The organism is Bacteroides sp. 41_26, from assembly GCF_949740115.1.
In the GTDB taxonomy this organism is placed as follows: domain Bacteria; phylum Bacteroidota; class Bacteroidia; order Bacteroidales; family Bacteroidaceae; genus Bacteroides; species Bacteroides nordii.
In genome coordinates this window covers 19,671-45,318 of record NZ_CATJGZ010000118.1, presented here as the reverse complement: position 1 = coordinate 45,318, position 25,648 = coordinate 19,671, and the positions used below count along the sequence as shown (strand labels likewise).

The 25,648-nt window shown below is 42.0% G+C and carries 17 protein-coding genes and 1 CRISPR repeat array; of the genes, 8 read left to right on the top strand and 9 right to left on the bottom strand.

Features of this window, described 5'->3' with window-relative positions:
• Window positions 1–14: 14 nt before the first annotated feature.
• Window positions 15–1,604 carry a ribosomal protection-like ABC-F family protein gene (gene abc-f, locus QX565_RS17670; RefSeq protein WP_289293750.1) on the bottom strand — a complete coding sequence of 530 codons (1,590 nt, stop codon included), beginning with the start codon at window positions 1,602–1,604 and terminating at the stop codon, window positions 15–17.
• Between the two features lie 702 nt (window positions 1,605–2,306).
• Here abc-f and cas9 point away from each other — a divergent pair.
• The 4 genes from cas9 to QX565_RS17650 all read left to right on the top strand — a co-directional run bounded on the left by cas9 (window position 2,307) and on the right by QX565_RS17650 (window position 9,276).
• Window positions 2,307–6,842, top strand: coding sequence for a type II CRISPR RNA-guided endonuclease Cas9 (gene cas9, locus QX565_RS17665; protein WP_289293748.1), 4,536 nt, complete (start codon window positions 2,307–2,309; stop codon window positions 6,840–6,842).
• A gap of 35 nt (window positions 6,843–6,877) precedes the next feature.
• On the top strand, window positions 6,878–7,810 hold the full coding sequence (gene cas1 / locus QX565_RS17660) for a type II CRISPR-associated endonuclease Cas1 (RefSeq protein ID WP_221651400.1): 933 nt from the start codon (window positions 6,878–6,880) through the stop codon (window positions 7,808–7,810).
• A complete protein-coding gene (gene cas2 / locus QX565_RS17655) occupies window positions 7,810–8,142 on the top strand; it encodes a CRISPR-associated endonuclease Cas2 (protein WP_221651401.1) in 333 nt (110 codons plus the stop codon). The genes cas1 and cas2 overlap by 1 nt, the downstream gene beginning before the upstream one ends.
• Before the next feature lie 108 nt (window positions 8,143–8,250).
• A CRISPR array of direct repeats spans window positions 8,251–8,833; the repeat unit is 47 nt; unit sequence GCTGTTTCCAATGGTTCAAAGATACTAATTTGAAAGCCAATCACAAC.
• Window positions 8,834–9,048: 215 nt separating this feature from the next.
• The gene (locus QX565_RS17650) at window positions 9,049–9,276 is read left to right on the top strand and encodes a hypothetical protein (protein WP_221651402.1); all 228 of its coding nucleotides are present in this window, start codon (window positions 9,049–9,051) and stop codon (window positions 9,274–9,276) included.
• 200 nt (window positions 9,277–9,476) lie between these two features.
• Here the strand turns inward: QX565_RS17650 and QX565_RS17645 are convergent, their stop codons facing one another.
• The 5 genes from QX565_RS17645 to cdd all read right to left on the bottom strand — a co-directional run bounded on the left by QX565_RS17645 (window position 9,477) and on the right by cdd (window position 13,596).
• On the bottom strand, window positions 9,477–10,013 hold the full coding sequence (locus QX565_RS17645) for a GNAT family N-acetyltransferase (protein WP_251236852.1): 537 nt from the start codon (window positions 10,011–10,013) through the stop codon (window positions 9,477–9,479).
• A gap of 143 nt (window positions 10,014–10,156) precedes the next feature.
• Window positions 10,157–11,533 carry an FAD-dependent oxidoreductase gene (locus tag QX565_RS17640; protein WP_289293746.1) on the bottom strand — a complete coding sequence of 459 codons (1,377 nt, stop codon included), beginning with the start codon at window positions 11,531–11,533 and terminating at the stop codon, window positions 10,157–10,159.
• Between the two features lie 65 nt (window positions 11,534–11,598).
• A complete protein-coding gene (locus QX565_RS17635) occupies window positions 11,599–12,186 on the bottom strand; it encodes a DUF417 family protein (RefSeq protein ID WP_289293744.1) in 588 nt (195 codons plus the stop codon).
• Window positions 12,187–12,274: 88 nt separating this feature from the next.
• A complete protein-coding gene (locus tag QX565_RS17630; RefSeq protein WP_289293742.1) occupies window positions 12,275–13,114 on the bottom strand; it encodes an AraC family transcriptional regulator in 840 nt (279 codons plus the stop codon).
• Window positions 13,114–13,596: a cytidine deaminase gene (gene cdd / locus QX565_RS17625; protein WP_122200811.1), complete on the bottom strand. Its 483-nt coding sequence runs from the start codon at window positions 13,594–13,596 to the stop codon at window positions 13,114–13,116. The genes QX565_RS17630 and cdd overlap by 1 nt, the downstream gene beginning before the upstream one ends.
• A gap of 335 nt (window positions 13,597–13,931) precedes the next feature.
• On the opposite strand from cdd, the gene QX565_RS17620 reads away from it, so the two are divergent.
• From QX565_RS17620 to QX565_RS17605, 4 genes are all read left to right on the top strand, one after another.
• The gene (locus QX565_RS17620; protein ID WP_221651407.1) at window positions 13,932–14,792 is read left to right on the top strand and encodes a glucosaminidase domain-containing protein; all 861 of its coding nucleotides are present in this window, start codon (window positions 13,932–13,934) and stop codon (window positions 14,790–14,792) included.
• Window positions 14,793–14,950: 158 nt separating this feature from the next.
• Window positions 14,951–16,198 carry an efflux RND transporter periplasmic adaptor subunit gene (locus QX565_RS17615; protein WP_221651408.1) on the top strand — a complete coding sequence of 416 codons (1,248 nt, stop codon included), beginning with the start codon at window positions 14,951–14,953 and terminating at the stop codon, window positions 16,196–16,198.
• A 270-nt stretch (window positions 16,199–16,468) separates the two neighbouring features.
• The gene (locus QX565_RS17610; protein WP_289293740.1) at window positions 16,469–19,528 is read left to right on the top strand and encodes a SusC/RagA family TonB-linked outer membrane protein; all 3,060 of its coding nucleotides are present in this window, start codon (window positions 16,469–16,471) and stop codon (window positions 19,526–19,528) included.
• Window positions 19,529–19,560: 32 nt separating this feature from the next.
• Window positions 19,561–21,048 carry a RagB/SusD family nutrient uptake outer membrane protein gene (locus QX565_RS17605; protein ID WP_221651410.1) on the top strand — a complete coding sequence of 496 codons (1,488 nt, stop codon included), beginning with the start codon at window positions 19,561–19,563 and terminating at the stop codon, window positions 21,046–21,048.
• Between the two features lie 201 nt (window positions 21,049–21,249).
• Here the strand turns inward: QX565_RS17605 and QX565_RS17600 are convergent, their stop codons facing one another.
• From QX565_RS17600 to QX565_RS17585, 3 genes are all read right to left on the bottom strand, one after another.
• Window positions 21,250–21,642, bottom strand: a complete 393-nt coding sequence (locus QX565_RS17600; protein ID WP_221651411.1) for a hypothetical protein — start codon at window positions 21,640–21,642, stop codon at window positions 21,250–21,252.
• Window positions 21,643–21,699: 57 nt separating this feature from the next.
• Complete coding sequence (locus tag QX565_RS17590; protein WP_354003826.1) at window positions 21,700–23,442, bottom strand: T9SS type A sorting domain-containing protein; 1,743 nt, start codon at window positions 23,440–23,442, stop codon at window positions 21,700–21,702.
• A 104-nt stretch (window positions 23,443–23,546) separates the two neighbouring features.
• The gene (locus QX565_RS17585) at window positions 23,547–25,361 is read right to left on the bottom strand and encodes a T9SS type A sorting domain-containing protein (RefSeq protein ID WP_289293737.1); all 1,815 of its coding nucleotides are present in this window, start codon (window positions 25,359–25,361) and stop codon (window positions 23,547–23,549) included.
• Window positions 25,362–25,648 lie beyond the last annotated feature (287 nt).

The following is a 25,648-nucleotide window of genomic DNA, read 5'->3' as shown; positions in this document are numbered from 1 at the left end:
CAAAGATATGAATTTTAAAGGATGATTTTTCTTTCCACTCCTATTTCATTTATAAAATATTTATCATGTGATACTACCAGCACTGTGCCTGTATAATCTCTGATAGTCGATGTGATGATTTCTATACTTTGAATATCCAGGTTGTTGGTCGGTTCATCCAGAATAAACATATCGGGCGTATTGTTGCTGATCATCAGACAACAGAAGGCAAGCCGCATCTTTTCTCCGCCACTTAGTTTCTTACAAGGTTTATCCCATACTGTGGAGGGAAACAGATAGCGGTTGAGCCTGATTTTCACCTCATGTTCGGGTAGATTGCGAATGTTGAAAGCTTCCGCTTGCTGAAGAACACTCCGATCATTCTGAATGATAGAGTATTCTTGATTGAGGTAGACATGCTTGAAATCGGCACGGATTAATGTCCCTTCCTTGGGCATGATATCTCCGGTGATGAGTTTAAGCAAAGTGGTTTTACCACATCCATTTGAACCTTCAATGCAAAGACGGTCACCACTTTTCAATTGAAAGTTGAGTGGAGCTTTCCATAACAGTTCGTCTCCATAGCCAAAATTAATATCGGTTGCCGTAATCAGAATTTTCCCGGTGCGTAATCCTGAAGTATCAAAATCGGTTTTTAATACTGCCGCATCAGAAAGGGAACTTCTGATTTGAGTCATTTCACCGGTTAACTTTTCCGCTTTCTCTGCATGTATATCATTAAGTTTGGTGGTACTCTTTTCTGCTCTGTCTTTCAATACATTCATCATAATGCGGGGAATGCCTTTCCTGGCATTTACTTTCTCGCCACGCACATTCTGTTTTTCTTTTCGTTCGGCCACTTCGCGGGCTATCTTTCTGGCTAATCGTAGTTCTTTCTCTTTTTCTTCGAGTTGTTGTTGCAGGGCATTTAGCATGATACCTTTTTGTTCTTTATAAAACTCATAGTTGCCTCCATAAGTGGTGATGTTGTTTTTTGTAAGTTCACAGGTAGTGTTCAGCAGATTGAGCAGTGTCCGGTCATGGCTGACAACAATAAGTGTGGAAGCTGCTTTCTTTACGAAATCATAAAGCCGTTTTCTTCCCTGAACATCCAGATGGTTGGTCGGTTCATCCAGCAGAATTACGGAGGGAGAATGTATTTCCATACCAGCCAGGAATACTCGGGTTTTCTCACCACCACTGAGTTGGCACAGGGGGAGTGATACTGGTTTATTTCCTAATCCCCAGGACTCTAAAGCTGCTTGTATTCTTTCTTCAATATTCCAATCTTCATCAAGAGTATTAAAGTTTTCTACAGACACATCACCGTTCAGTATGGCGTGTAGCGCTTCTATTTTTTTGTCTACTCGTAAAGCTTGTGCAATGGTCTGTCCGTCATATTGCCCGAAATGTTGGGGAATATAATAGATATCGTCCGGGCGGATCACCGTTCCTGATGAAGGCGACAGCCATCCGGCTATAATCTGTAACAGGGTCGATTTGCCCGAACCATTATTTCCGATTAATGCAATCTTTTGTCCCTTGTTTACAGAGAGGTTAAGGTCTTTAAACAGAATTTCTTTATCTGCATGTATATACGTGATTTGTTGAATGGATATACTCATACTAACTACTGGGTTTGAATGTTAAATACTTGGGATAATTAAAAAAAAGGAGGGGAGGGACAAACACAATAGTGGCTAAACATACACGTTTGTGATGCTTAGCGTCAATAGAAAGATAGCATATAAAAAGTGATGTTTACCGAAATGTGTTGTCTTACTTGGATATTCTCATCGGGGTAGTTTAAATTGATTCGGCGGCAAAGATAGAACAAAAATCGGAATAGACAAAGTAAAGGCTCATTTGATAAATGTGTAGTTGTTAAAAAAGCAATTATAAAAATCCTTTAAGAGAGAATATAAGGTAGAATATAAATACTCACTCTGATGTAATCTGCTGATTGATAATGAATATAAACCTCCAGTTTAAAGATAGGCAAGAGTGTACAATTATGCGAGTGTTAATTGTACACCTTTGTCATACTAAAATGTACACTTATGATATGCTAAAATGTACATTCTTATAAAGCAAAATCAGGGTATTAAAAAATGAATTAACATTATTAACGAACTATGCATTTGTAGGATGAATCAAAATAAAAGCCCCCGTAGAAGGACGAGGGCAACCTAAATGTTTTCACAACGGAATAATCCTTATTGTGATTTGCTTTCAAATTAGTGTGGCAAATATAATGAAAAAATTAATATAAAACTCTTTTTACAATAAATAATTATATATTTGTATATATTTAAATTTAATGCAGTATGAAAAAGATATTAGGACTGGACTTAGGAACAAATAGTATAGGGTGGGCTGTAATAAATAGTGTAGCAGATGAATCAGTTGAAAAGAGAAATATAGAATTGGCCGGGAGTAGGATTATTCCTATGGATGCTGCTGTATTAGGAAATTTTGATAGTGGAGTTACAAAATCTCAGACAGCGGAGCGGACTTCTTATCGAAGTATTCGCCGGTTGCGTGAGCGTCAATTATTGCGTCGTGAACGGTTGCATAAAGTATTACAGATATTAGGCTTTCTTCCCGAACATTATGTCAATGATATAGATTTTGAAAATCATCCTGGTAAAATTAAGAAAAATACAGAGCCGAAGTTACCTTGGAGGAAAAACTCTATGGGACAATTTGAATTTATATTTCAGGATTCGTTTGAAGCTATGTTAGTTGATTTTGCTACTCATCAGCCTGTATTTGTTTCCGAAGGTAAAAAGGTGCCTTATGACTGGACTCTCTATTATCTTCGCAAAAAGGCGTTGACAGAAATGATATCTAAAGAAGAGCTTGCATGGATTATTTTAAATTTTAATCAAAAGCGTGGATACTATCAGTTACGTGGAGAAGAAGAGGAAGAACAATCCAATAAGCTTGTGGAGTTTTATGCTTTGAGGGTTGTTAAGGTGGAGGCTACTGATGACAAGAAAGGAAAAGACACCTGGTATAATGTTCATTTGGAGAACGGGTGGATTTATCGTAGAACCAGTAACATCCCTTTGGATTGGGAAGGGAAAGTGAAAGAATTCATTGTGACAACAGATCTTAATGAAGATGGGACGCCCAAACTGGATAAATATGGAGAGGTGAAGCGTTCTTTCCGTGCACCGAAAGAAGATGACTGGACGTTGATAAAGAAAAAGACGGAGTCTGATATTGCAAATAGCCATAAAACGGTGGGATGTTATATCTATGATGCCTTGTTACAAAATCCGCATCAAAAAATAAAAGGTAGACTGGTGCGGACGGTCGAACGTAAATTTTATAAGGAAGAGTTGCGTTTGATTTTAGAAAAGCAGCTATCCTTCCATCCGGAGTTACAGGACCGGGATTTATACAGAGCATGTATCGACGCCTTATATGTCAGTAATGAGGCACATAAGAATAATATCTCCGGTAGAGATTTTGTTTATTTATTCATAGATGATATTATCTTTTATCAACGTCCTCTGAAAACTAAAAAGTCATTGATAGATAATTGTCCTTATGAGGAGAATCAGTATATGGATCGGGAAACAGGAGAGGTGAAGCAAGCACCCATTAAATGTATTGCAAAATCCCATCCTCTTTTTCAGGAGTTTCGTTTGTGGCAGTTTATCTCTAATATACGGATTTATCAGAGAGAAAGGGTTATGGATGATGGCAAGTTGGAAATGGATGTGGATGTGACGCCTGATTTTTTTAAAACAGAAGACGATTATACTACTTTATTTGAATGGCTCAATGATCGGAAAGAGGTAGACCAGAAAGCTTTTCTGAAAAATCCGCAATTCGGTTTGAAAAAGACTTTTACTGAATATCGCTGGAATTACGTAGAAGATAAATCATATCCGTGCAATGAAACAAGAAATGCTATATTGAATGGTTTGCAAAAAGTGGGTGTTGCTGCTGATTTCTTATCCCGGGAGGTGGAAGAAGCTTTGTGGCATATACTCTATTCGGTAGAAGATAAAATTGAGATTGAAAGTGCTTTACGGAAGTTTGCTTCTAAACATAATTTGGATGATCGTTTTGCGGATGTATTTAAGAAACTGCTTCCTTTCAAAAAAGAATATGGTGCATACTCTGCTAAAGCAATCAAGAAGCTTTTGCCACTGATGAGGATGGGGAAGTATTGGGAACTATCGAATATCGATGATAAAACGAAGGAACGGATTGATAAGATTATTACAGGTGAATGGGATGAGAATATCCATGACAGAGTGAGGGAAAAAGCTATAAAACTGTCGGATATAACAGATTTTAAGGGACTTCCGTTGTGGTTGTCTTGTTATGTTGTGTATAACAGGCATTCTGAAGCCAGGGCTATTGCTAAGTGGGAGAGTCCTGAGGATATTGACTCATATCTCCGGTTGTTCAGACAACATTCATTGCGAAACCCTATTGTAGAGCAGGTTATTACAGAAACATTGCGTACTGTCCGTGATATTTGGAAACGTGTAGGGCAGATTGATGAAATACATGTTGAACTGGGGCGTGAGATAAAGAATCCGGTTGATAAGCGGGCAAAGATGACTGCTCAAATAGTAGAAAATGAAAACACCAATTTACGTATTAAAGCTTTATTAGCGGAGTTTATCAACTCTGAGTACGAAATAGAGAACGTACGTCCATATTCGCCGGGTCAGCAGGAAATACTTAGAATCTATGAGGATACGGTGCTCAATAGTGTTGAAGAAATTCCGGAGGATATTAGTGCTGTTTTAAAGAAGTTTAGAGAGAGTGATTTAAAGAAACGTCCCACGAAATCGGAGTTTCTGCGTTATAAATTATGGCTGGAACAGAAATATCGTTCTCCTTATACTGGTGACATTATTCCATTAGGGAAGCTCTTTACGTCGGCCTATGAGATAGAGCATATTATCCCCCAATCCCGTTATTTTGATGATTCTTTTAGTAACAAGGTTATTTGCGAGGCTGAAGTGAATAAGCTGAAGAGTAATGAGCTTGGATATGAGTTTATTAAGAATCATCATGGACAATATGTAGAGATAGGTTTTGGTAAAGTAGTCCAGATTTTTTCTATAGAAGCTTATGAAAAATTTGTGAAGGCCAATTATTCTGGTATAGGCAGTAAAATGAAGAGATTATTAATGGATGATATACCAGAGACGTTTATAGAACGCCAACTGAATGATAGTCGTTACATTAGTAAGGTAGTGAAAAGCTTGTTATCAAATATTGTACGTGAGAAGGACTCGAACGGAGAGTATGAGCCGGAAGCTATTTCTAAGAACGTAATAGTATGTACAGGCAGCGTTACAGATCGGCTAAAGAGGGATTGGGGAGTAAATGATGTTTGGAATTCGATTATCTATCCCCGGTTTGAACGACTAAATGAATTAACCGGAAGTCAACAATTCGGGTGTTGGGAAAATAAGGAAGGAAAGCGTGTTTTTCAAACGGCAGTACCTCTTGAAATGCAGAAAGGGTTCAGTAAAAAGCGTATTGATCATCGGCATCATGCAATGGATGCAATTGTAATTGCGTGTGCTACACGGAATCATATTAACTATTTGAGTAATGAGTCTGCAAGTAAGAAAGCAAAAATATCTCGTACTGATTTGCAACGTTTGCTGTGTATCAAATGTCGGACTGATGATAATGGCAATTATAAGTGGATTGTAAAAAAGCCCTGGCCGGCATTTACTCAGGATATACGAAGAGCATTGGAGAATATCACTGTAAGTTTTAAGCAGAATTTGAGAGTGATAAATAAAACCACTAATTATTATGTACATTTTGATGAAAGTGGGAAGAAGGTATTGGAGAAACAGATAAATGGCGATAGTTGGGCTATACGTAAGCCGATGCATAAAGATACGGTCTTTGGCAAAGTGAATCTTCAGAAGGTGAAAGAAGTCAGGCTTAGCCTTGCTTTGGATACTCCGAAAATGATTGTTGATAAAAAATTAAAGGAAAAAGTACTTCAGCTGTATTCATATAAATATGATAAGAAAAGAATAGATAAGTACTTCAAGGAAAACGCATCTCTTTGGAAGGATTTGAACTTGTCAAAAGTGGCTGTTTATTATTTTACGAATGATTCTACTGAACCTTTAGTAGCGGTTCGCAAACCATTGGATACAAGTTTTAATGCGAAGAAGATAAAGGAGTCTGTTACGGATACGGGTATACAAAAGATACTTCTTAATCATTTGAGTAATAATCAGGATGATCCTAACCTGGCATTTTCGCCCGATGGTATAGATGAGATGAACAAGAATCTTACTACTTTAAATGATGGTAAATATCATCAACCTATATATAAGGTACGCGTATGTGAGCCACAAGGAAACAAATTTAGTGTTGGGACATCAGGAAATAAGACTTCTAAATATGTTGAAGCTGCCAAAGGTACAAATTTGTTCTTTGCTGTTTATCAAACAGAAGATGGTAAACGGAACTATGAGACTATCCCGTTGAATGTTGTTATTGAAAGAGAGAAGTTGGGGTGGACTCCTGTTCCCGAAAATAATAATAACGGTGATAAGTTATTGTTTTGGTTGTCACCTAATGACTTGGTTTATGTGCCTACTGCAGATGAATTGAATAATGGTATGAAGTTGGATAATATAGATAAGGGTAGAATCTATAAGATGATTTCCTGTTCCGGGCCCCAGTGTTTCTTCATTCCTCAGAATGTGTCTAATGCTATAATTCCTGTTATTGAATTGGGAGCAAATAATAAGGCGGAGAAATCATGGAATAATGAGATGATTAAGGCTGTTTGTGTACCGATTAGGGTTGATAGGTTGGGTTGTATAACAGAAATAAACAATCAAAAATAAGAAAAAGATAATGTTGGATTATAATAGATTGAGTTATGATTAAAAAAACATTATATTTTGGGAATCCTGTTTATCTTTCATTACGCAATGCCCAGCTTGTAATTAAACTTCCTGAGATTGTTAAAAATGAATCCTTACCGGACACTTTTAAGCAACAATCGGAGATAATGAAGCCTATTGAAGATATTGGAGTTGTAGTGTTGGATAATAAACAAATAACTATAACATCCGGAGTTTTGGAGGCGTTGCTTGAAAATAATAGTGCTGTGATAACGTGCGATAGTAGAAGTATGCCTGTTGGTTTGATGCTTCCATTGTATGGCAACACTACTCAGAATGAACGCTTTCGCTATCAATTGGATACTTCGGTTCCGTTGAAAAAACAACTTTGGCAACAAACCATAAAAATGAAGATTAATAATCAAGCTTCAGTATTGCAGGCATGTAAAAGTGTAGAGGTAAAGTGTATGCATGTGTGGGCAGATAATGTGAAAAGTGGAGATCCAGAGAATCTTGAAGCACGTGCTGCAGCATACTATTGGAAAGGTATGTTTGCAGATATTGATGGTTTTACAAGAGAGCGTGAAGGAGTCCCACCTAATAATTTACTGAATTATGGTTATGCTATTCTGCGGGCAGTTGTTGCACGTGCATTGGTTATAAGTGGGCTTTTACCAACTTTAGGCATTCATCATCATAATCGTTATAATGCCTATTGTTTGGCCGATGATATAATGGAGCCTTATCGTCCTTATGTGGATGAGTTGGTTTTTGGTATTGTACATAATGGAGCTAATTATGGTGAGTTAAGTAAAGAATTGAAGGTTCAGTTGTTGGAAATTCCAACGTTGGAGGTAAAAATAGGTGGTAAAAGAAGCCCGTTAATGGTAGCTGTTTCGCAGACTACTGCCTCACTTTATAAATGTTTTAGTGGGGAGCTTCGCCATATCATCTATCCGGAGAGGTAATGGATCGTTTTAGTGAATATCGCATTATGTGGGTACTGGTACTTTTTGATTTACCGACTGAAACAAAGAAAGATAAAAGGGCCTATGCGGATTTCAGAAAAAATCTGCAAAAGGACGGGTTTACTATGTTTCAGTTTTCTATTTATGTGCGTCATTGTGCCAGTAGTGAAAATGCTGATGTTCACATAAAAAGGGTTAAGTCTTTTCTTCCGGAACATGGTCAGGTGGGAATATTATGTATAACCGATAAACAATTTGGAAATATAGAACTGTTTTATGGAAAGAAGATACAGGGAGTTAATACTCCCGGACAGCAGTTGGAACTATTTTAAAATAAAAAATCCCATAGAAATATGGGATTTTCTTTTGGAAACAGTCTCTTTTTTTATTTTCTGTGATCAGATGTAACTAATTGGTATTCAGTGAATAGTAGAGATTGTGCTGTTTCCAATGGTTCAAAGATACTAATTTGAAAGCCAATCACAACTTGTTATCGCCCAATGTGTTTTTTCCGATGCTGTTTCCAATGGTTCAAAGATACTAATTTGAAAGCCAATCACAACGTTAAAATCCTAACATAGCAGCCGGAGGTAGCTGTTTCCAATGGTTCAAAGATACTAATTTGAAAGCCAATCACAACCAATCAATGCAGCAAAGGTTTTATTATCTTGCTGTTTCCAATGGTTCAAAGATACTAATTTGAAAGCCAATCACAACTTCATAAGAAGTAGGATTGAAAGTATCAAGCTGTTTCCAATGGTTCAAAGATACTAATTTGAAAGCCAATCACAACAAACATCTGTGAATCGTTTAAAGAACGTATGCTGTTTCCAATGGTTCAAAGATACTAATTTGAAAGCCAATCACAACCTGGTACGATAAATACTCCTGGAATGTTAGCTGTTTCCAATGGTTCAAAGATACTAATTTGAAAGCCAATCACAACCGACTCAAAGCGTTAGATTCAAATGCTTTTGCTGTTTCCAATGGTTCAAAGATGCTAATTTGAAAGCCAATCACAACCATATATATCAACTCGTCCAACATTCCGCAGCTGTTTCCAATGCTTCAAAGATACTAATTAAAAATAAACCTATGGCCGAATGGTATATTATTGATTGTTTTTTGTAGTGATAATGTTAATATTGATTGAGTTTACAATGATAGATCAATTATACCTCTATTAATTTCTATTATTCCTATTATCATGTTATATTTGTAAATCAAATAAGAAACGCATGCTAATACCTATCATTATAATTTTTATTGCTGTTGCCATTATTTATCCATTTGTAAGATGGAATCATAAGTATGGTGGTTCTTCAGATTGTGCACCTTATCAGTTGGTGGACGAAGAGGAAGACGTAAAAATTACTATTAATGGGACTATTACTTTTAAAATAGAAGAGAAACCTTTAACGCCCTCACAGAAAAAGAAGAGAAGAATGAACTCTTCAAAGAAGTAGTTTTTACTCTTAGCCTTTAGAATATCAGCTAATTATATCTATTATTATGAAGAGTATGGATAGCACAAATAATGCAGCTAACATCTTGTAAATCAATGCTTATAAAAGTACGTACTTTTAGAGTATAAGAGTACGTATTTAAGTCGCTGTTAATTACCTATTTAACTCATATTTAAATACGTACTTTTGCGAGGTAAGGATTATAAGAGCTTTTCGTATGCCATCCTAACTCCCCTGCCATATATTATTTCCCCACAATATACAAAGCCAAGCCGTTCTAACATCTTATGCATGTAGAAGTTATCAAAATTGGTATCTACCTTGAAACTATAGATTCCTTTCCCGCGACTAAATTCTTCTACTTTTTGCATGAACAGAGTAGCTATGCCCTTTTGCTTCATTTCATTGGCCACAGCCAGGCGATGAACTACTACATAAGGCTGTTCACTTAACCATTTACCTTCGATGGCTTCATAGGCCGGTTCGCCATCAAAAGAGACTGCACCATAGGCTATTATGACACCCTCGTTACATAATACGCAGGCATAACCGTTCCGAATGTCACTGGCTATATTTTCGGGTAGGGGATAGGTTTCGTCCCATTGTTGCTTTTGTTGCCGAAGCATTTGTTCTTTGGCTTGCAGGATGATTTCCCATATTCTGGCTGCATCATCGGTGGTGGCTTTTCGAAAAGTAAATGGCATAATCTTTGATTGATAAGTTTGATTTTCTTTCATTTTGAGTTTTACTCTTTATGGGCAATGTTGTTACAAAAGTAAGAAAAATATAGCACTCCCCTGGTTGTTAAGATAAAAATAACGCCTGTTTTACTTTAATTTCTAACAGGCGTTACTTGAAATAAAAATCAGAACTATCTATTTCAATCAAATGTGAATAACTGGTTTAATACTTCACTCATACTTGGGTGTGTGAAAATAAAGTCTCGTAAGAAGCTGTAATGCTGTCCGGTTTTCATTGCCATATTGACAATGTTTATAATTTCTGATGCTTCGGCACAGAACAGGGTACATCCCATGATTCTTCCGGTATGTGTATCAATAATAGCTTTCAGCATGCCGTCTGTTTGTTGCAAAGTACGGGCACGTGCTACAGCTGTGGCCGGTAAGCGGGATACTTTGAAGGAATATCCTCTCTTGATAGCTTCATCTTCCGTCAAACCGACATGGGCAAGTGGCGGGTCAATAAATACGGAGTAAGCTATCGGATCACGGTCTTCGGTGGTACGCTCTTTATCACCAAACAGTTTATTGCGGATAATCCTGAAATCATCCAGAGATACATAAGTAAACTGCGGTCCTCCCTTTACATCGCCCATTGCCCAGATGTGTGGAGTAGTAGTGTGCAGGTGTACATCCGTAATAATAGCACCGTGTGCATCTACTTTTACGCCTGCTGCTTGTAAGTTCAGGCCCTCTATCATTGGTTTTCGGCCTGTAGCCAGTAGGATAGCATCGCCTTCAACAAAGCAAGGGACGTCATCAGCGGTGTTTGTATATGTCAGAGTCACCCCATCTGCTGTATCATGTATGGACTGTGCACGGGCATTCAGACGAATTTCTACTCCCTTCTTTTCAAGCACCTTACGTACACTGTCTGCTATATCACGGTCTTCACGCGGAATGAACGCACTTCCTCCTTCAAGTATGGTTACCTTACTTCCGAACTCTGCATACATGGAAGCAAATTCCAGTCCGATGTATCCGCCGCCTACAATAATAAGGTGGCGTGGGAGTATGTCCAGATCCAGTAGGTTGGTACTGGTATACACGTGCTTGCTTTCTTTAACTCCATCGATGGCAGGGATAATGCTTGTAGCTCCGGTGTTAATGAAAATTTCTTTACCCTGAAGTTCTATCTCTTCGTCGGGAAGAACAACTTTCACCGTGTTGGGTGAAGTGAATGAAGCCATTCCCGTATAGATTGTAACATTGGGCCGACCATCCAGATCGCTGAAGTTCTTTTCTCGGAGAAAAGAGGTCAGTTCATTTTTACGGGCAATAGCCTGTTTATAAAAGTTACTTTGTTGCTTATAGTCTTCCTTGTACATCAGTCCGGATATCCCGGCCTCATGTACCAATGCTTTGGTAGGGATACAGGCAATGTTGATACATGTACCTCCATACATCTTATCAGACCGTTCGATGAGGGCGACTTTCCAGCCACGATTGGATAATTCGGCAGCCAATGTTTTTCCACCTTTGCCGAAACCTATGATAATAGCATCATATTGTTTCATATCTATATTCTTTTAAAGGGTTATTCTGTAGGTTTATAACATCCGAAGCGGGAGATTTGTTTCAGTTACCGGGTAGTAGCTGTCAAAGATTTCAATACCCGTTGTGAGGAGTCGGAAAGTAATACTACTGCGCCTGCCAGGATTACGATGTCTTTAATAACCAGTCTTCCGGCACCCGAGAGCAAGGGGAACCCATATTCGCCACTTCCCAAGTTGGGTACCCATACTTCGGGGGTAGTGACAAGAAAAGATAATGTGCCGAGTGTCATGATGATGGCGAGTGCATCTCCTATGATACCAACTTTAGGGAAGAAGATACCGAGAAAAACCAGGATACCGATACTCATAATGAGCGCACCCAGTCCGTAAGAGAATGTGTATGTATTATTGGCTTCGTGCCATTCGCGGTTTTCGGGAACATATGCACCTTCGGCATTTTTATGTTCCTTGTATTCCGGAGCTCCCTTAGCGTAGAAGAAACTCATAAACGGACTGTTTGCCACGAAAGGTACGATGCCATCTGCCTCGTAGTAAAAATATTTCAATCCGCCAATCCAGACGAATACAACCAAAATGGCTACACGGATAAATTTGATACCGAAACTTTTAAGACCGGAGGTGAAGGTCAGAAGAGTGATTAATTTTTCTTTCATTGCTATAACTTTTTATGGGTTTAACTTATAGACGCAAAGGTCGGGGTTTTCCCATTTGCCGGAAATAGCAATTTAGCTTTATCGCTTGTCAATTTTTCCCTTCGGATGAATTTCGGAATTGTACAGTACTTTGTCCGGTCATGTTCTTGAAAAAACGGCTGAAAGAGGACTGGTCTTCAAATCCCAACAGGTCGGCTATTTCTTTAGAACTTTTATTGCTGTATAGTAATAATCGCTTGGCTTCGGCTTCCACACGCTCATGAATGACGCGCAATGGGGAGGGGAGTTTGCAGGCTGAAAAAATATTTGATAATGTTTTAGGAGATTTATGCAGCATATCGGCATAGTCCTGTACTTGTTTTTTCTCCCGGTAATGTGTATCTACCAGAATAAAGAACTGACGAATAATTTCAAAACTGTATTCCTTTTCCTGTGTGATGTTCAGGCGCCGGCGTGCGATACGGGTAGACTGGATTATGAAGCGTTTGAGCTGGATGCGGAGCATCTCTTCCTGTAAATTGTCCGATACGGAGAATTCTTTGCTGAGTGTATCGGCAATGTCGTTCAACAGTTTCTGTTCGGCATCATCCAATACGAACCGGATCACATGTGATGAACCATTGAAGAGGAAACCGCTGCACGATACTTCGTGGTCGTTGCCATAAATACAATAGAAATTACTATTGAACAGTAGTGTCAGGTAGTCTCCGTCAATGGATTTGAATTCCAGATGTTGCAGGTTGGACAGAGAGATAACTTCATTCGGCACAAGTATTACCTCCTGATGATCTATTTCCAGCGTAATACTGCCATTTCGTACCCAGATAAATTTATAAAGGCTCTTTTCCTTTAGCAAGGCTTTGTCTGTATGGTAAGAATCGGTAAGGACGAGCTTTCCTTTTAGTTTGGTATTATATTGTTGTATCATTATTCTTTCATGGCTGAGGCGTCAAATGAGAGCGGTAACAGATCGCAAATACTTTTCACCTCATAAATTTCTTTCTTTCCGTAGAGCAGAATGCGGATGGGCTGTTTGTAGCGTTTCTCCGTTTCGAGTATTACCTGGCGACAAGCACCGCAAGGGGGAATAGGGAGATCGATGAAGTCCTTTTCCGTACGGGCAGCGATGGCAAGGGTCAGCACCGGTTGATCGGGATACTGAGAGTTGGCATAGAACAAGGTAGTGCGTTCTGCACATAAACCAGACGGATAAGCGGCATTTTCCTGATTGGTTCCGGTTACCACAATTCCGTTGGCAAGCAAGGCGGCAGCTCCTACTGAGAATTTCGAATAGGGAGCGTAACTACGCGTAGTTGCCTCCATTGCACTTGTCATCAGATCCTGGTCCGTTTTATTAAGTTCATCAAATGTGTATACTTTGATAATGCTGGTAATCGTCAGGTCTTTCATCTTTATCAAGGGTTTTTGTTCTACAATTAATGTTACAAAGTTAGGAAAGAGATTGATAATCCCAATTATTTTTATGATTTTTGTGGCATTTAACTCACATTTGGACAATAATGAATCAAACTCACCACAGAGTACCACTGAGTCTCACAGAGCTTTCTTTATCAGATGAAACGCGGATAAACGCAGATAAACGCAGATTAAAATACTGTTGTTCTTTATCTTATCCTTGTTTTTCTTTGCGAAAATCTGCGTTCATCTGCGTTTCAATTAATCATCTCTTGGTGCACCTCCCTGTGCGGGAAACACTTAGACTTGTCGTAATAACCCTTGCACTTATGCTTTCTGTGGGTGCACAGGCTCAGCGCAAAAATTCCCGTTATGTAGATTATATTGATAAGTATAAAGATCTTGCTATAGAGCAGATGAAAGAGCATAAGATTCCCGCCAGTATTACGCTGGCACAAGGATTGCTTGAAAGTGGTGCCGGAATGAGTGAACTGGCCCGTAAGAGTAACAATCATTTTGGTATCAAGTGCGGGGGAAGCTGGAAGGGACGTACGGTGCGGCATGATGATGATGCCCGTCAGGAGTGTTTCCGGGCTTATAAAAATCCAAGAGACTCTTATGAGGATCATTCTACGTTTCTGACTCGTGGGGCACGCTATGCTTTTCTGTTCAAGCTCAATATTACCGATTATAAAGGATGGGCACGCGGTTTGAAAAAGGCAGGGTATGCCACAGATCCTTCCTATGCCAACCGTTTGATTACTATTATAGAGGATTATGATTTGTATAAGTACGATTCCAAAGGTATTTATTCGGAACGTAAGTTGCGTAAACATCCGTGGTTGTTGAACCCGCATCCGGTGTATATAGCCAATGACATTGCTTATGTGGTTGCCCGTAACGGAGATACTTTCAAAGAACTGGGTGATGAGTTCGATATCAGTTGGAAGAAGTTGGTGAAGTATAATGACCTGCAACGCGACTATACACTGACGCAGGGTGACATCATCTATCTGAAAGCAAAGAAGAAGAAAGCTCCCAAACAATATAACGTGTATATTGTGAAAGATGGTGATTCTATGCATACCATTTCTCAGAAATATGGTATCCGACTGAAGAATCTTTATAAGATGAACCGTAAAGACGGTGATTATATCCCGGAAGTGGGAGATCGTTTACGGTTGAGATAATCTGAGTGTTTGTAACATTTCATTTGCTAAATTCGTACAGGGTGTTCGTTTTCGGACACCCTTCTTTTTTGTCTTGTTCCTTGTTTTCAGCACTTTAGTACTTTGGCACAGATTTAGTATCTCCAATCGTAAATCGCTAAATCGTAAATAGAAATAAGATGGACAGAGAAATTCCGAAAGAAGTACGTAACAAAGAACGTAATAAAAAGATTATTCGCTATTCAGCCATTGGGGTTACGGCCGTTGTGGTTATCAGTGTACTTGTTTCCCTGATGCGTACAGGGGTTCAGAAAAAGGATCTTGTACTTTCTACTGTTGACAAAGGTACAATTGAGGTCAGCGTCAGTGCATCGGGAAAGGTGGCACCGGCTTTTGAAGAAATTATAACTTCTCCTATCAATAGTCGCATTGTAGAGGTTTATCGCCGGGGGGGAGACAGTGTGGATGTCGGTACTCCTATTTTGAAACTGGACCTTCAAAGTACTGAGACGGAATACAAGAAATTGCTCGACGAAGAGCAAATGCGCCGTTACAAACTGGATCAGCTTCGTGTGAACAACCAGACCAAACTTTCTGACATGGCCATGCAGATAAAGGTGTCGGCTATGAAGCTGAACCGTATGAAGGTGGAGCTTCGCAACGAACATTACCTGGATAGCCTTGGTGCAGGTACTACCGATAAAGTACGCCAGGCGGAACTGAGCTATAATGTAGCCCAGTTAGAGTATGAACAACTCAAACAACAATATAATAATGAGAAACAGGTTGCTGCTGCCGAACTACAGGTACAGGAGCTCGATTTCAACATTTTCCGTAAGAACCTTGCCGAGATGAAGCGTACATTGGACGATGCACAGATTCGTTCTCCGCGCAAGGCTATTCTTACTTATATTAATAATCAGGTGGGTGCGCAGGTACCGCAAGGCGGGCAATTGGCTATTATTTCCGATTTGAGTCACTTCAAAGTGGAAGGTGAAATTGCCGATACTTACGGTGACCGTGTTGCCGCCGGCGGAAAAGCAATTGTGAAGATTGGTACGGAAAAGCTGGAAGGAGTGGTTAGCAGTGTGACACCGCTGTCAAAGAACGGGGTTATCTCTTTCTCCGTACAATTGGTGGATGATAACAACCGTCGTTTGCGTTCAGGTCTGAAAACAGATGTGTATGTGATGAATGCTGTGAAAGAAGATGTGATGCGGATTGCCAATGCTTCTTATTATGTGGGGCGTGGCGAGTATGAATTATTTGTAATGACTGCAGAGGATGAGATTGTGAAACGGAAAGTACAGTTGGGCGATTCCAACTTTGAATATGCAGAAGTAATAAGTGGTTTGCAACCGGGCGACAGGGTAGTGGTGAGCGATATGAGCCAATATAAGAACAAAACAAAACTAAAACTAAAATAGTGCTTCCCGCACGGGGAAGTACGGCAGGCGATGTTCGCTATCTTTAGATAGTATTGAATTATTAGCCTTTTGCAGAACAGGCTGTAGAATTATTCCACAAATATGTGGACCAATTCTACAGCCCTTTTTTCATTTCTTAGCTTTCCTTGGATAATTAATGTTTTTATTTACTGCTGTTTAGAATTAATTTGTTTCCTCGGCATCTTTAAGGTACAGTTATTGGGGTATATAAGTACAAATAGGTATTTGTAGATTTAAAATAATTAACCAATGAGAAACTTTAAAGTAGTATTGTTTGTGTTGGGTTGCCTGTGTGCAATACATGTTCAGGCACAGCAATTGGAAATAAAAGGTGTAGTGACATCATCAGACGACAAACAGCCACTTATCGGAGCTACCGTTTCTGTAAAAGGAGCACCGGGCCGGGGAGTAGTGACAGATATGGATGGTCGTTATACCTTGCATGTGGAGGCATCGGATAAATTCCTGGTTGTTTCCTATGTCGGGATGAAAACGGTTGAGGTGAAAGTGCCGAAGAACGGCGTTTTAAATGTGATGTTGCGCCCCGAATCACTGAGCTTGGATGAGGTAGTAGTGACCGGATACGGAAACTTTTCAAAGTCATCCTTTACCGGATCGGCCAATACGCTTCGGGCCGATATGCTGAAAAACGTGCCGGTACTCTCTGTTGAACAGAAGTTGCAGGGTATGACAACGGGGGTGAACATCACTTCCGGTTCCGGTCAGCCAGGAGCCAACCAGAGTATCCGTATCCGTGGTATGGGTTCGTTCAATGCATCCAATGAACCTCTTTTTGTCATTGATGGCGTACCGGTTACTTCCGGTAGTATGGGAGCCGGTACGGGTGCCGACGCTGCTTATATGAACAATGCTAAAACCAATGTGATGAGTACGCTTAATCCTGCTGATATTGAGAATATCACAGTGATAAAAGATGCCGCCGCCGCTTCTCTTTATGGTTCGCGTGCTGCCAATGGAGTAATCCTGATTACTACCAAGAAAGGGGCAGTAGGACGTACTAAAGTTACTTTGAGTGCCAGCGGAGGTTTTTCGAATGCAACTGTCAACTTCCGTCCTACATTGAACGGGGATCAGCGCCGCGAAATGATTTACGAAGGTCTGTACAACTCTGCCGTAGACAAAGGACTGGAATCTCCCGTGGAGTATGCCAACGCCAATATTGATACGTATGCAGGGATACCGGAACTGGAATATACCGACTGGCGGAAAGAACTGATGCGTACCGCTCATAATCAGAATTATGAAGTATCTGCTTCGGGAGGTAACGAGCGTACTACTTTCTACGCTTCCCTCGGTTTTAACCGTCAGGAAGGATTGGTAGAGAACTCCAGCCTGGACCGTTATTCTGCCCGTCTGAACATGACACAGAAAATAGGTAGCCGTGCCGAAATAGGGGGGAATATGATGTTCACCCAGATGAGTCAGGAGATGAATGAAGAACGTGGTTCTAACATTAATCCATTTCTTTGTGTGGCTGTGTCTGCCACGCCTTCTATGCCGGTGCGCGATGCTTCGGGCAATTATGTGGGCTCTTATGCCGGCACCAATGTGAATCCGCTTCGCGACATCCGTACCGATTATAACCGTAGCCGTATGACGCGTATGTTCTCTACCGGATATGCTTCCGTAGATATTATCAAGGGATTGAAGCTGAAAGAGACGCTGAGTTATGATTATACCGTGCAGAAAGATTCACGTTATCTGAATCCTCTTAGCGGAGCAGGCCCCAAGAGCGGAAGCGATGCCCAGACTTCAAAGGGATTTACCGAATATGGTAAGCTATTGTCATCTACTTCGCTCAACTATGCCCGTACATTTGCCGCCAAGCACCATCTTGATGTATTGGTAGCTTATGAACTGGAAAGTTATCAGAGTGATAAGGCGATGGGAGAGAAAGCCAAGCTCCCTTCGGATGTGTTGCTCGAACCGGATAATGCGGCTGTGCTGAAAAGTTTCGCTTCTTCTACGCAGGCATACAGGATGATTTCTTACCTTTCCCGTCTGAATTATGATTATGACGACCGTTACTACATTGCAGGCAGTTACCGTCGTGACGGTAGTTCCCGTCTTGCTCCCGAAAGCCGGTGGGGTGATTTCTGGTCTGTTTCCGGTATGTGGCATCTGAGCAACGAGTCTTTTATGGACGCTGTGAAGCCGGTATTGAATGATGTGAAAATCCGTGCTTCCTATGGTGTCAACGGTAATCAGCCGGGAGCTTTTTACGGATATATGGGGTTGTACAGTTACGGACAGAACTATATGGGAGCCGCAGGTTCGTATGAATCTGCTCAGGCCAATCCCGGTTTGAAGTGGGAAAAGAATTACAATCTCAATATCGGTCTCGACTTAGCTTTTATCAACCGTATCTTTGTGAGCCTCGAATATTACAACCGCGATACCAAAGATCTGCTTTACAATCGACCTATCAGTGCTACTACCGGTTTCCTGAATTACCTGGCAAATATCGGGCAGCTCAACAACAAGGGAGTGGAATTTGAACTGCGTACCATCAACTTTGCCAGTCCGGACTTTAACTGGACGTCGGTGTTGAACCTGACGCACAACCGTAATAAGATTGTAACGCTGGATGGAGATATGACGCAGTCTATCGAAGGTTCCTGGTTTATCCATAAGATCGGCCTTCCTTACAATAGTTTCTACGTGAAAGAGTTTGCCGGAGTAGATCCGATGACCGGAAAAGCCCTCTACTATCTCAATACGCAGGATGAACAGGGGATTTACAGTAAAGAAAAGACCGATGATGCTTCTAAGGCACAAGCCATTCCGTATAAGTCTGCCGATCCGAAGATTTCGGGAGGTTTTACTAACATCATCTCTTACAAATGGTTCGACCTGGGACTTACCTTTACCTATTCATTAGGTGGTTATTCCTTTGACAAAGCAGGTACGATGATAGAGACTGACGGTAGCAAAGAAAAGTCATACAATCTGCCTGTATATGCCTTAGACCGCTGGCAGAAACCGGGAGATGTAACCGACGTACCCCGTTTTGTATTGGAACAAGGTGCCGGTCCGCAAAACTCTTCCCGCTATATTCACAGTACCGATCATATCCGCCTCAAGAACCTGACAATCGGTTTCACACTACCGGGACAGTGGACACAGAAAGCGCTGATAGAGAATGCACGTATCTACTTCTCGGGCAGCAACCTGCTGACGTGGGCCAAATGGAAACAATATGATCCGGAAGTACCGGTCAACGGTGAGGTGTTCTGTGAAGCTCCCGCCATGCGTACCTTCAATTTTGGGGTTGAGATAACTTTTTGATTTTACTCATTTATATTATAATACTCAGATATATGAAACGTACATTGATATATATATTTGCTGCCACATCGCTTCTTTGTTCTTCCTGCTCAGGTGACTGGCTGAACCTGAATCCGTCTACTTCTGTGACTACTCCGGAGGCTATCCGTACACTCGAAGAGGCACAAATAGCCCTGAACGGTATCTATCGTATTGCTGCTTCGCACAGTTACTATGGTGATAATTACCTCTATTATGCCGATTGTCGTGGCGAAGATGTTCAGGCACGTATCAGCAAAGGAGCCGGAAAGCGTGTATCGCCTTATTATGAATTTAACGTTACGGCAGATGATGCCTTGAACATCACGCGTGTATGGAATCAGCCTTACAGTGTGATTCACCAGGTAAATAGTCTGTTGGAAAGAATTGAATCCGGTGCAGTGGCGACGGATGATGTTACTGCCCTCAACTGTATCAAAGCCGAGGCGCTTGCCTTGCGCGGACTGGCTTTGTTCGATCTTACCCGCCTGTTTGCTATGCCCTATACATTGGACAACGGTGCTTCTTTAGGAGTACCTATCGAGATTAAAACGACACTGCCTACCCATCAGCCTGCCCGCAACACCGTAGCCGAGTGCTATCAGCAGGTGATAGACGATATGACGGGGGCACTGGATCTTTCGGCCCTCTCTACTGACAAGAAGGACGGGTATCTCAATGTGTGGAGTGTCAAAGCATTGCTTTCGCGCGTGTATCTTTATATGAATAATAATGAGCAGGCACTCGCACTGGCCAAAGAAGTGATAGATAACGGAGGGCTTTATAAACTGTTCACACACGAAGAATATCCCACCGTGTGGGGAAAAGACTTCAGTTCTGAGTCGCTGTTTGAGTTTTACTATACCCTTTCCGAACCGGATGGCGGAACGGGAGGTGAGGGTGCTCCGATGGTGTATGCCGATAATGTGAAGGATTGGAATAACCTTGTACTCACCAAAGCCTTCCTCGATCTGTTGGGAGAAGACCCGGATGATGTGCGCCACGTGTTGAATCGCTTGCCCGAAAAACCGGCGGAAGATATACTGCCCGAAGGTTCTGCCGGCTATCCTAAGTATCTGAATAAGTATCCCGGCAAGACGGGGGATAATCCGCAGGACAATGACATCTGCATTGTCCGTCTCTCCGAAGTGTATCTGAATGCTGCCGAAGCTGCCTTTAAGCTGGGTGGGGCAGAAAACCTGAAATTCTCTTTGGATTGCCTCAATGCCATTGTGAGCCGTGCCAATCCGGTGAAGTCGGTGAAAGAATCAGAACTTAGCCTGGAACGTATCCTGAAAGAGCGTCGCAAGGAATTGGTAGGAGAGGGGCATGCTTTCTTTGATGCCATGCGAAATGGTTTGCCGGTGAATCGTACCGGTGGCTGGCATTTACCTTCCGTATCCGGGGCTGCGGTTATTACTCCGTCTGATCTGCGGGTGGCATTGCCTATTCCGCAAGCAGAGATAGATGCCAATCCGAATATGGTACAGAACCCACGTTAAGTGCTTTCTGCATGGGGAGGTAGATGGTTATGGAGTTAGATGGTTATAGAGTTGTAAGGTTATAAAGTGGTGGGGGAGAAGGTTATCTGGTGGAAGTAAAAAGAGAAAGATAGAGATGAAGACTTTTTGGAAGCAAAAGGATAGGAATATCTGAAATCGGCTAACTAAACTTTTTGTTGAAACCCTCCATCTGAGAATACTTTACATGAAAACGCTGCATGAATATGCAGATAAATGGGCTTTTCCGGTAGAATATACGCATATTCTTACCGGAAAAGCCTGCTTTTGTTGGTGAGAAATGATCTGTCCGGCACCGGGGAGCAGTGTGCGCGGCTCCGGGGAGCAACATGTTCGGCTCCGGGGAGTGATTTGCCCGGCTCCGGGGAGGGCTTCGGAAGCTCCTTTGATGTGCTTATTTGACTTATTAGGCAGCTGGAAATGACCGTGGAGAAAATAGCATAATGAACTATTCTTTATCTGCTTTTGATCATAAGGATCGTTGCGGAGAAGATTGTGTTTTGTGCTGATGCAAAAAATAATCAAATGCAAACTCTTTGCATTCTCCTGATGCGCCTGTAATGTCTTTAATTCCACCAACCGGGAGTTGGTTCCGCTATGGCGTTATAAAAAGGGTATAGAAAATACAATTTGTCAATCTGTCAGAATCAGAATCTTCTTCACGCTTGTAGTATGGGCAGTTGCCGTCCGGACAATGTAATTTCCCGAAGGCAGACTGAATGACGTTTCCGCAGTATTTACCGCTATTTGGCGGATCTTTACACCGCTATATGTATATACTTCTATACTGCTCTTTCCTGAAAGTCCGTTTACAATTACAGTATTGCCCGATGCATATACTGTAATTGCATCTTCAGACTCCTTTCCGATACCGGTTCCACTTCCATCAGAGTTTTGCTTCTCTGTGATATCGGCTACAAGGCTGTTGAGGTATACCTCCAAATTGGTGTATCCTTCCTGACTCAAAGTCGTTGCTTTTCCGTCGGTGGCATTGTTCGGGTTGAGACCGTTGGCTATCTCCCATACATCGGGGATACCGTCACCATCCGTATCTTTCAGTTGGTCGGTGGTAACTCCCCCCTTACTTAGCTCCGGCCAGGGACTGGAAGCTCCTGTGGGCATTACATCGGTGGGCAGATCGATAAGACCGGGCTTTTTGGCAGCATCATCGGATACGCTGCCTTGATAAGTCGCCGTTCCGGTTTCTGTTTCTTTCACGATGCGTTCGTCTATAATATCTCTTTCTTTGGAGCAACCGGCATAGAGCAATACTTGTTTGAATGCCTGTCCGGCGGTATGGGTAGTGATGACATCGGTTTCAAGCGGAGTATCCAGTTTCATTTCGGCCTTTACCTGATCATTGAAGGTGTTGTCGCACTCTTTATTATTGATCTGTTCATAGATACCTTTTGTCCAGTTGTCGGCAGTGACGGCCGCATTGCCCTCTATCACATTGCCGTCTACGTAGAACTGTCCCCATACATGTTCCATTGGCTTCCATGCATTAGGAGTGCCGTCGGCATTGGTACAGTATGCCGTAGTTCTTACGCCGATCTTGGCAATACGGTAACGTACTGCACTCTGAGGGGTTGCGGGACCTGGTTTGTAGTAGTTGTTTACGATGTTTACTTTCATACCTTCGCCACCATAACATCCATTGCCTGCCCAGTTGTAGAATACATTGTTGCGCAGGTCCATATACTCCCGTTCCTGTGTTCCCGGACGCGGGCCAAGGCGGGGTACGCGGCTTTCGTGGTGAGCCATCAGGTTGTGATGATAAGATGCATGGGCACCTCCCCAGTTACCGCCATACCCGTGTTTCCCTTTGCTGTGTCCGGAAGTGCGCAGGCTTTCGGAGATAAGACACCATTGTACCGTTGTGTTTTCAGAACCATATACGGACAGGCATTCGTCAATAGACCAGCTGACCGAACAGTGGTCTACAATGATATTCTTTTTATCCATACCTCCCAGACCATCCGGTTCTCCACCGGTAGCTATGCTTGCTGTTCCTACCCGGAAACGCAGGTAACGGAGAATGACATCGTTGGCCGAGATGATAACCGGATAATCCGCCAGGCAGATTCCTTGTCCCGGAGCACTCTGTCCGGCAATGGTAATATTGTCATTGGAGATTTTCAGATCACTCTTCAGGTAGATGGTTCCGGCTACATCGAAGACAATGGTGCGTGCCCCTTTCTGCTTTACAGCGTAGCGCAAGGTACCTTTGGCCTCACTGTCCTCAAGAGTGGTTACATGATAGACGTTTCCTCCCCGTCCGCCTGTTGTGTAGCGGCCATGCCCTTCGGCACCGGGAAAAGCAGGAAGCTGTTGTGCAACCAGCCGGGTAGAGACTGGCAGGCATGTTAACAGCATCAGAAGATAGATTACTTTACAGGTTTTCATTTTAATATCTATTGAGTAAGCAAGAGTCTGTTTCAACTTTAGTCCATAATAAAGTTGAAACAGGCTCTTAGGCGTTAGTTTGTAACTATGATTTTCTCGTTTTCTCTGTTTCCGTCGGCCAGGATATAAGTGATAATGTATACACCTGGTTGTAATGCCGGCAGATTGATTTCATTTTTCTTAGCCTGTGGATGTGAAGAGTATACCTGTGTACCCGTTAGGCTGGTGATATACAGTGCAGTCACTTCACTGTTGGTTGCGTAAGGACGTTCGATAGAAGTGCCGCCGCCTCCTGCCAGGTTGTTCAGGTAGTTTTCCAGATTGGAATAACCGTTCGCACTGATTGCTCCTCCGTCTGCGGGATTGTTCTTATCCAGCCCGTTAGCATCTTCCCAACTGTCGGGGATACCATCGCCATCTGTATCTATAGGGGCAGATTCACCGTTCTTTGGAGTAAGATCAGGCCAGGGAGTCCAGTTTTCATTGGCATCGGCAGGTTTCAGATCGTCCTGAGAGTTGATCATACCAACAAATTTTACGGTAGGAGATGCCGGTTCTGTCTTGTTCCATTTGATAGCACCTCTGTCTACGGGTACCGATTCTCCTGCTGCTTCGGCCAGGATGCGTGTGTCTACTTCGTCGAGCTTCGGCAGTTGTGCTCCGGCTTGCCTGATGACTTTATAGTAGGCTTCTTCTGCCGTTTCTACATTGAGGTCGCTGCTGGCCGAGGGGATAGTCAGCTTTATATCGTTGATAAGGTTTGTACCCGCACGCAGATTGACTGCTTTCTTAGAGTTGCTTCCGTCTGCATAGATCCAGTTGTCGGCATTCACCAGCGAGTGGTCTCCTTTGTTCTTATCGTTTTTGTATTCATTGGTTTCAAATAAGTTTCCGTCAATAAACCATTCTCCCAGTCCGGTAGCACTGGCGGCATCATGAGAACAGTCGGCAAACCAGCGTTCCTGGAATGTATTGGTGGCAGGCCCCGGCTTATAGTAATTGTTGATGAGATTGGTGCGTGAATAAGCCCCTTCGATAATTGAATGCAGTTGTCCACCGTATAAAGCGCCTTTGTTTCCCCAGTTGAAGTGCACGTTGTTGATAATCTCCGTGTCTACAAAAGCATCGTGTCCGCTGGCAGCTTTGTCACGGGCACCATTCACCAGCGGAGTACGGCCTACACAATGTGCAAACAGGTTGTGATGAAATGTAGAATGCTCGCCACCCCATTGTGCACCGTAACCGCGTGCGCCTTTATCATGTTTGGATACATAGAGCGGTTCGCTCAGGATACACCATTGCATGGTGGTGTACTTGTTATCGTACATCGTCACGTTTTCTTCCATTGACCAGCTAAAGGAACAGTGGTCGATGATAACATTCTCCGTATTTTCAATTCCTAATGAAGAGTAGTTTTTACCCGACAAGTCACCGGCACGGAAGCGTATGTAGCGTACAATAAAGTTTTTGCTGTGAATGTAGATATTGGCTCCCGAGATACAGATACCACCACCCGGAGCAGATTGACCTGCAATGGTTACATTGGGTCTGGGACATTTCAACCGTTCTTTCAGGACGATAGTACCACCTACTTTGAAAAGAATGGTTCGTGGGGTATCGTCTCCTGTACTCAGTGCCCAACGGAGGGTTCCTTCAATGGGCTCTTCCGTCGAAAGATAGTCCTCCAAACTTGTCACATAATACACTTTACTGCCTATGGCAGGATCTGTGGCACGTCCGCCGGTCGCGAAGCGTCCCCAGCCTTCGGCACCCGGAAAAGCAATTTGTTGTGCACTTGCCTGTGAACATACAGACGAAAGAGGAAGTAGCATAAGGCATCCGAGCAAGGCATGCTGCCGGAGGTTTTTCCTGAGAATAATGTTCTTCATTCTATATTTTATTAATGATTTAATATTGGCTTTCAATGATAGCGCACACTCCTCTAATCAGTGGGCGTTTGCGCTAATATGCATCTCAATTATAGCTTATCCGAATTTCTTTGCAATATTACGTGCTTTACAATGAACGCGTGTGTAATATCTGTTGTAAATGGAGGATGACCAATATTTTCCATTCACAATCAATTATTCCACATTCCTTTGTCAGCATATTTGTCGGAAATGCAGTGATAGGACTGGCCGGTTACTATCTGTTGCCATGAGCCGGAAGATTCTTG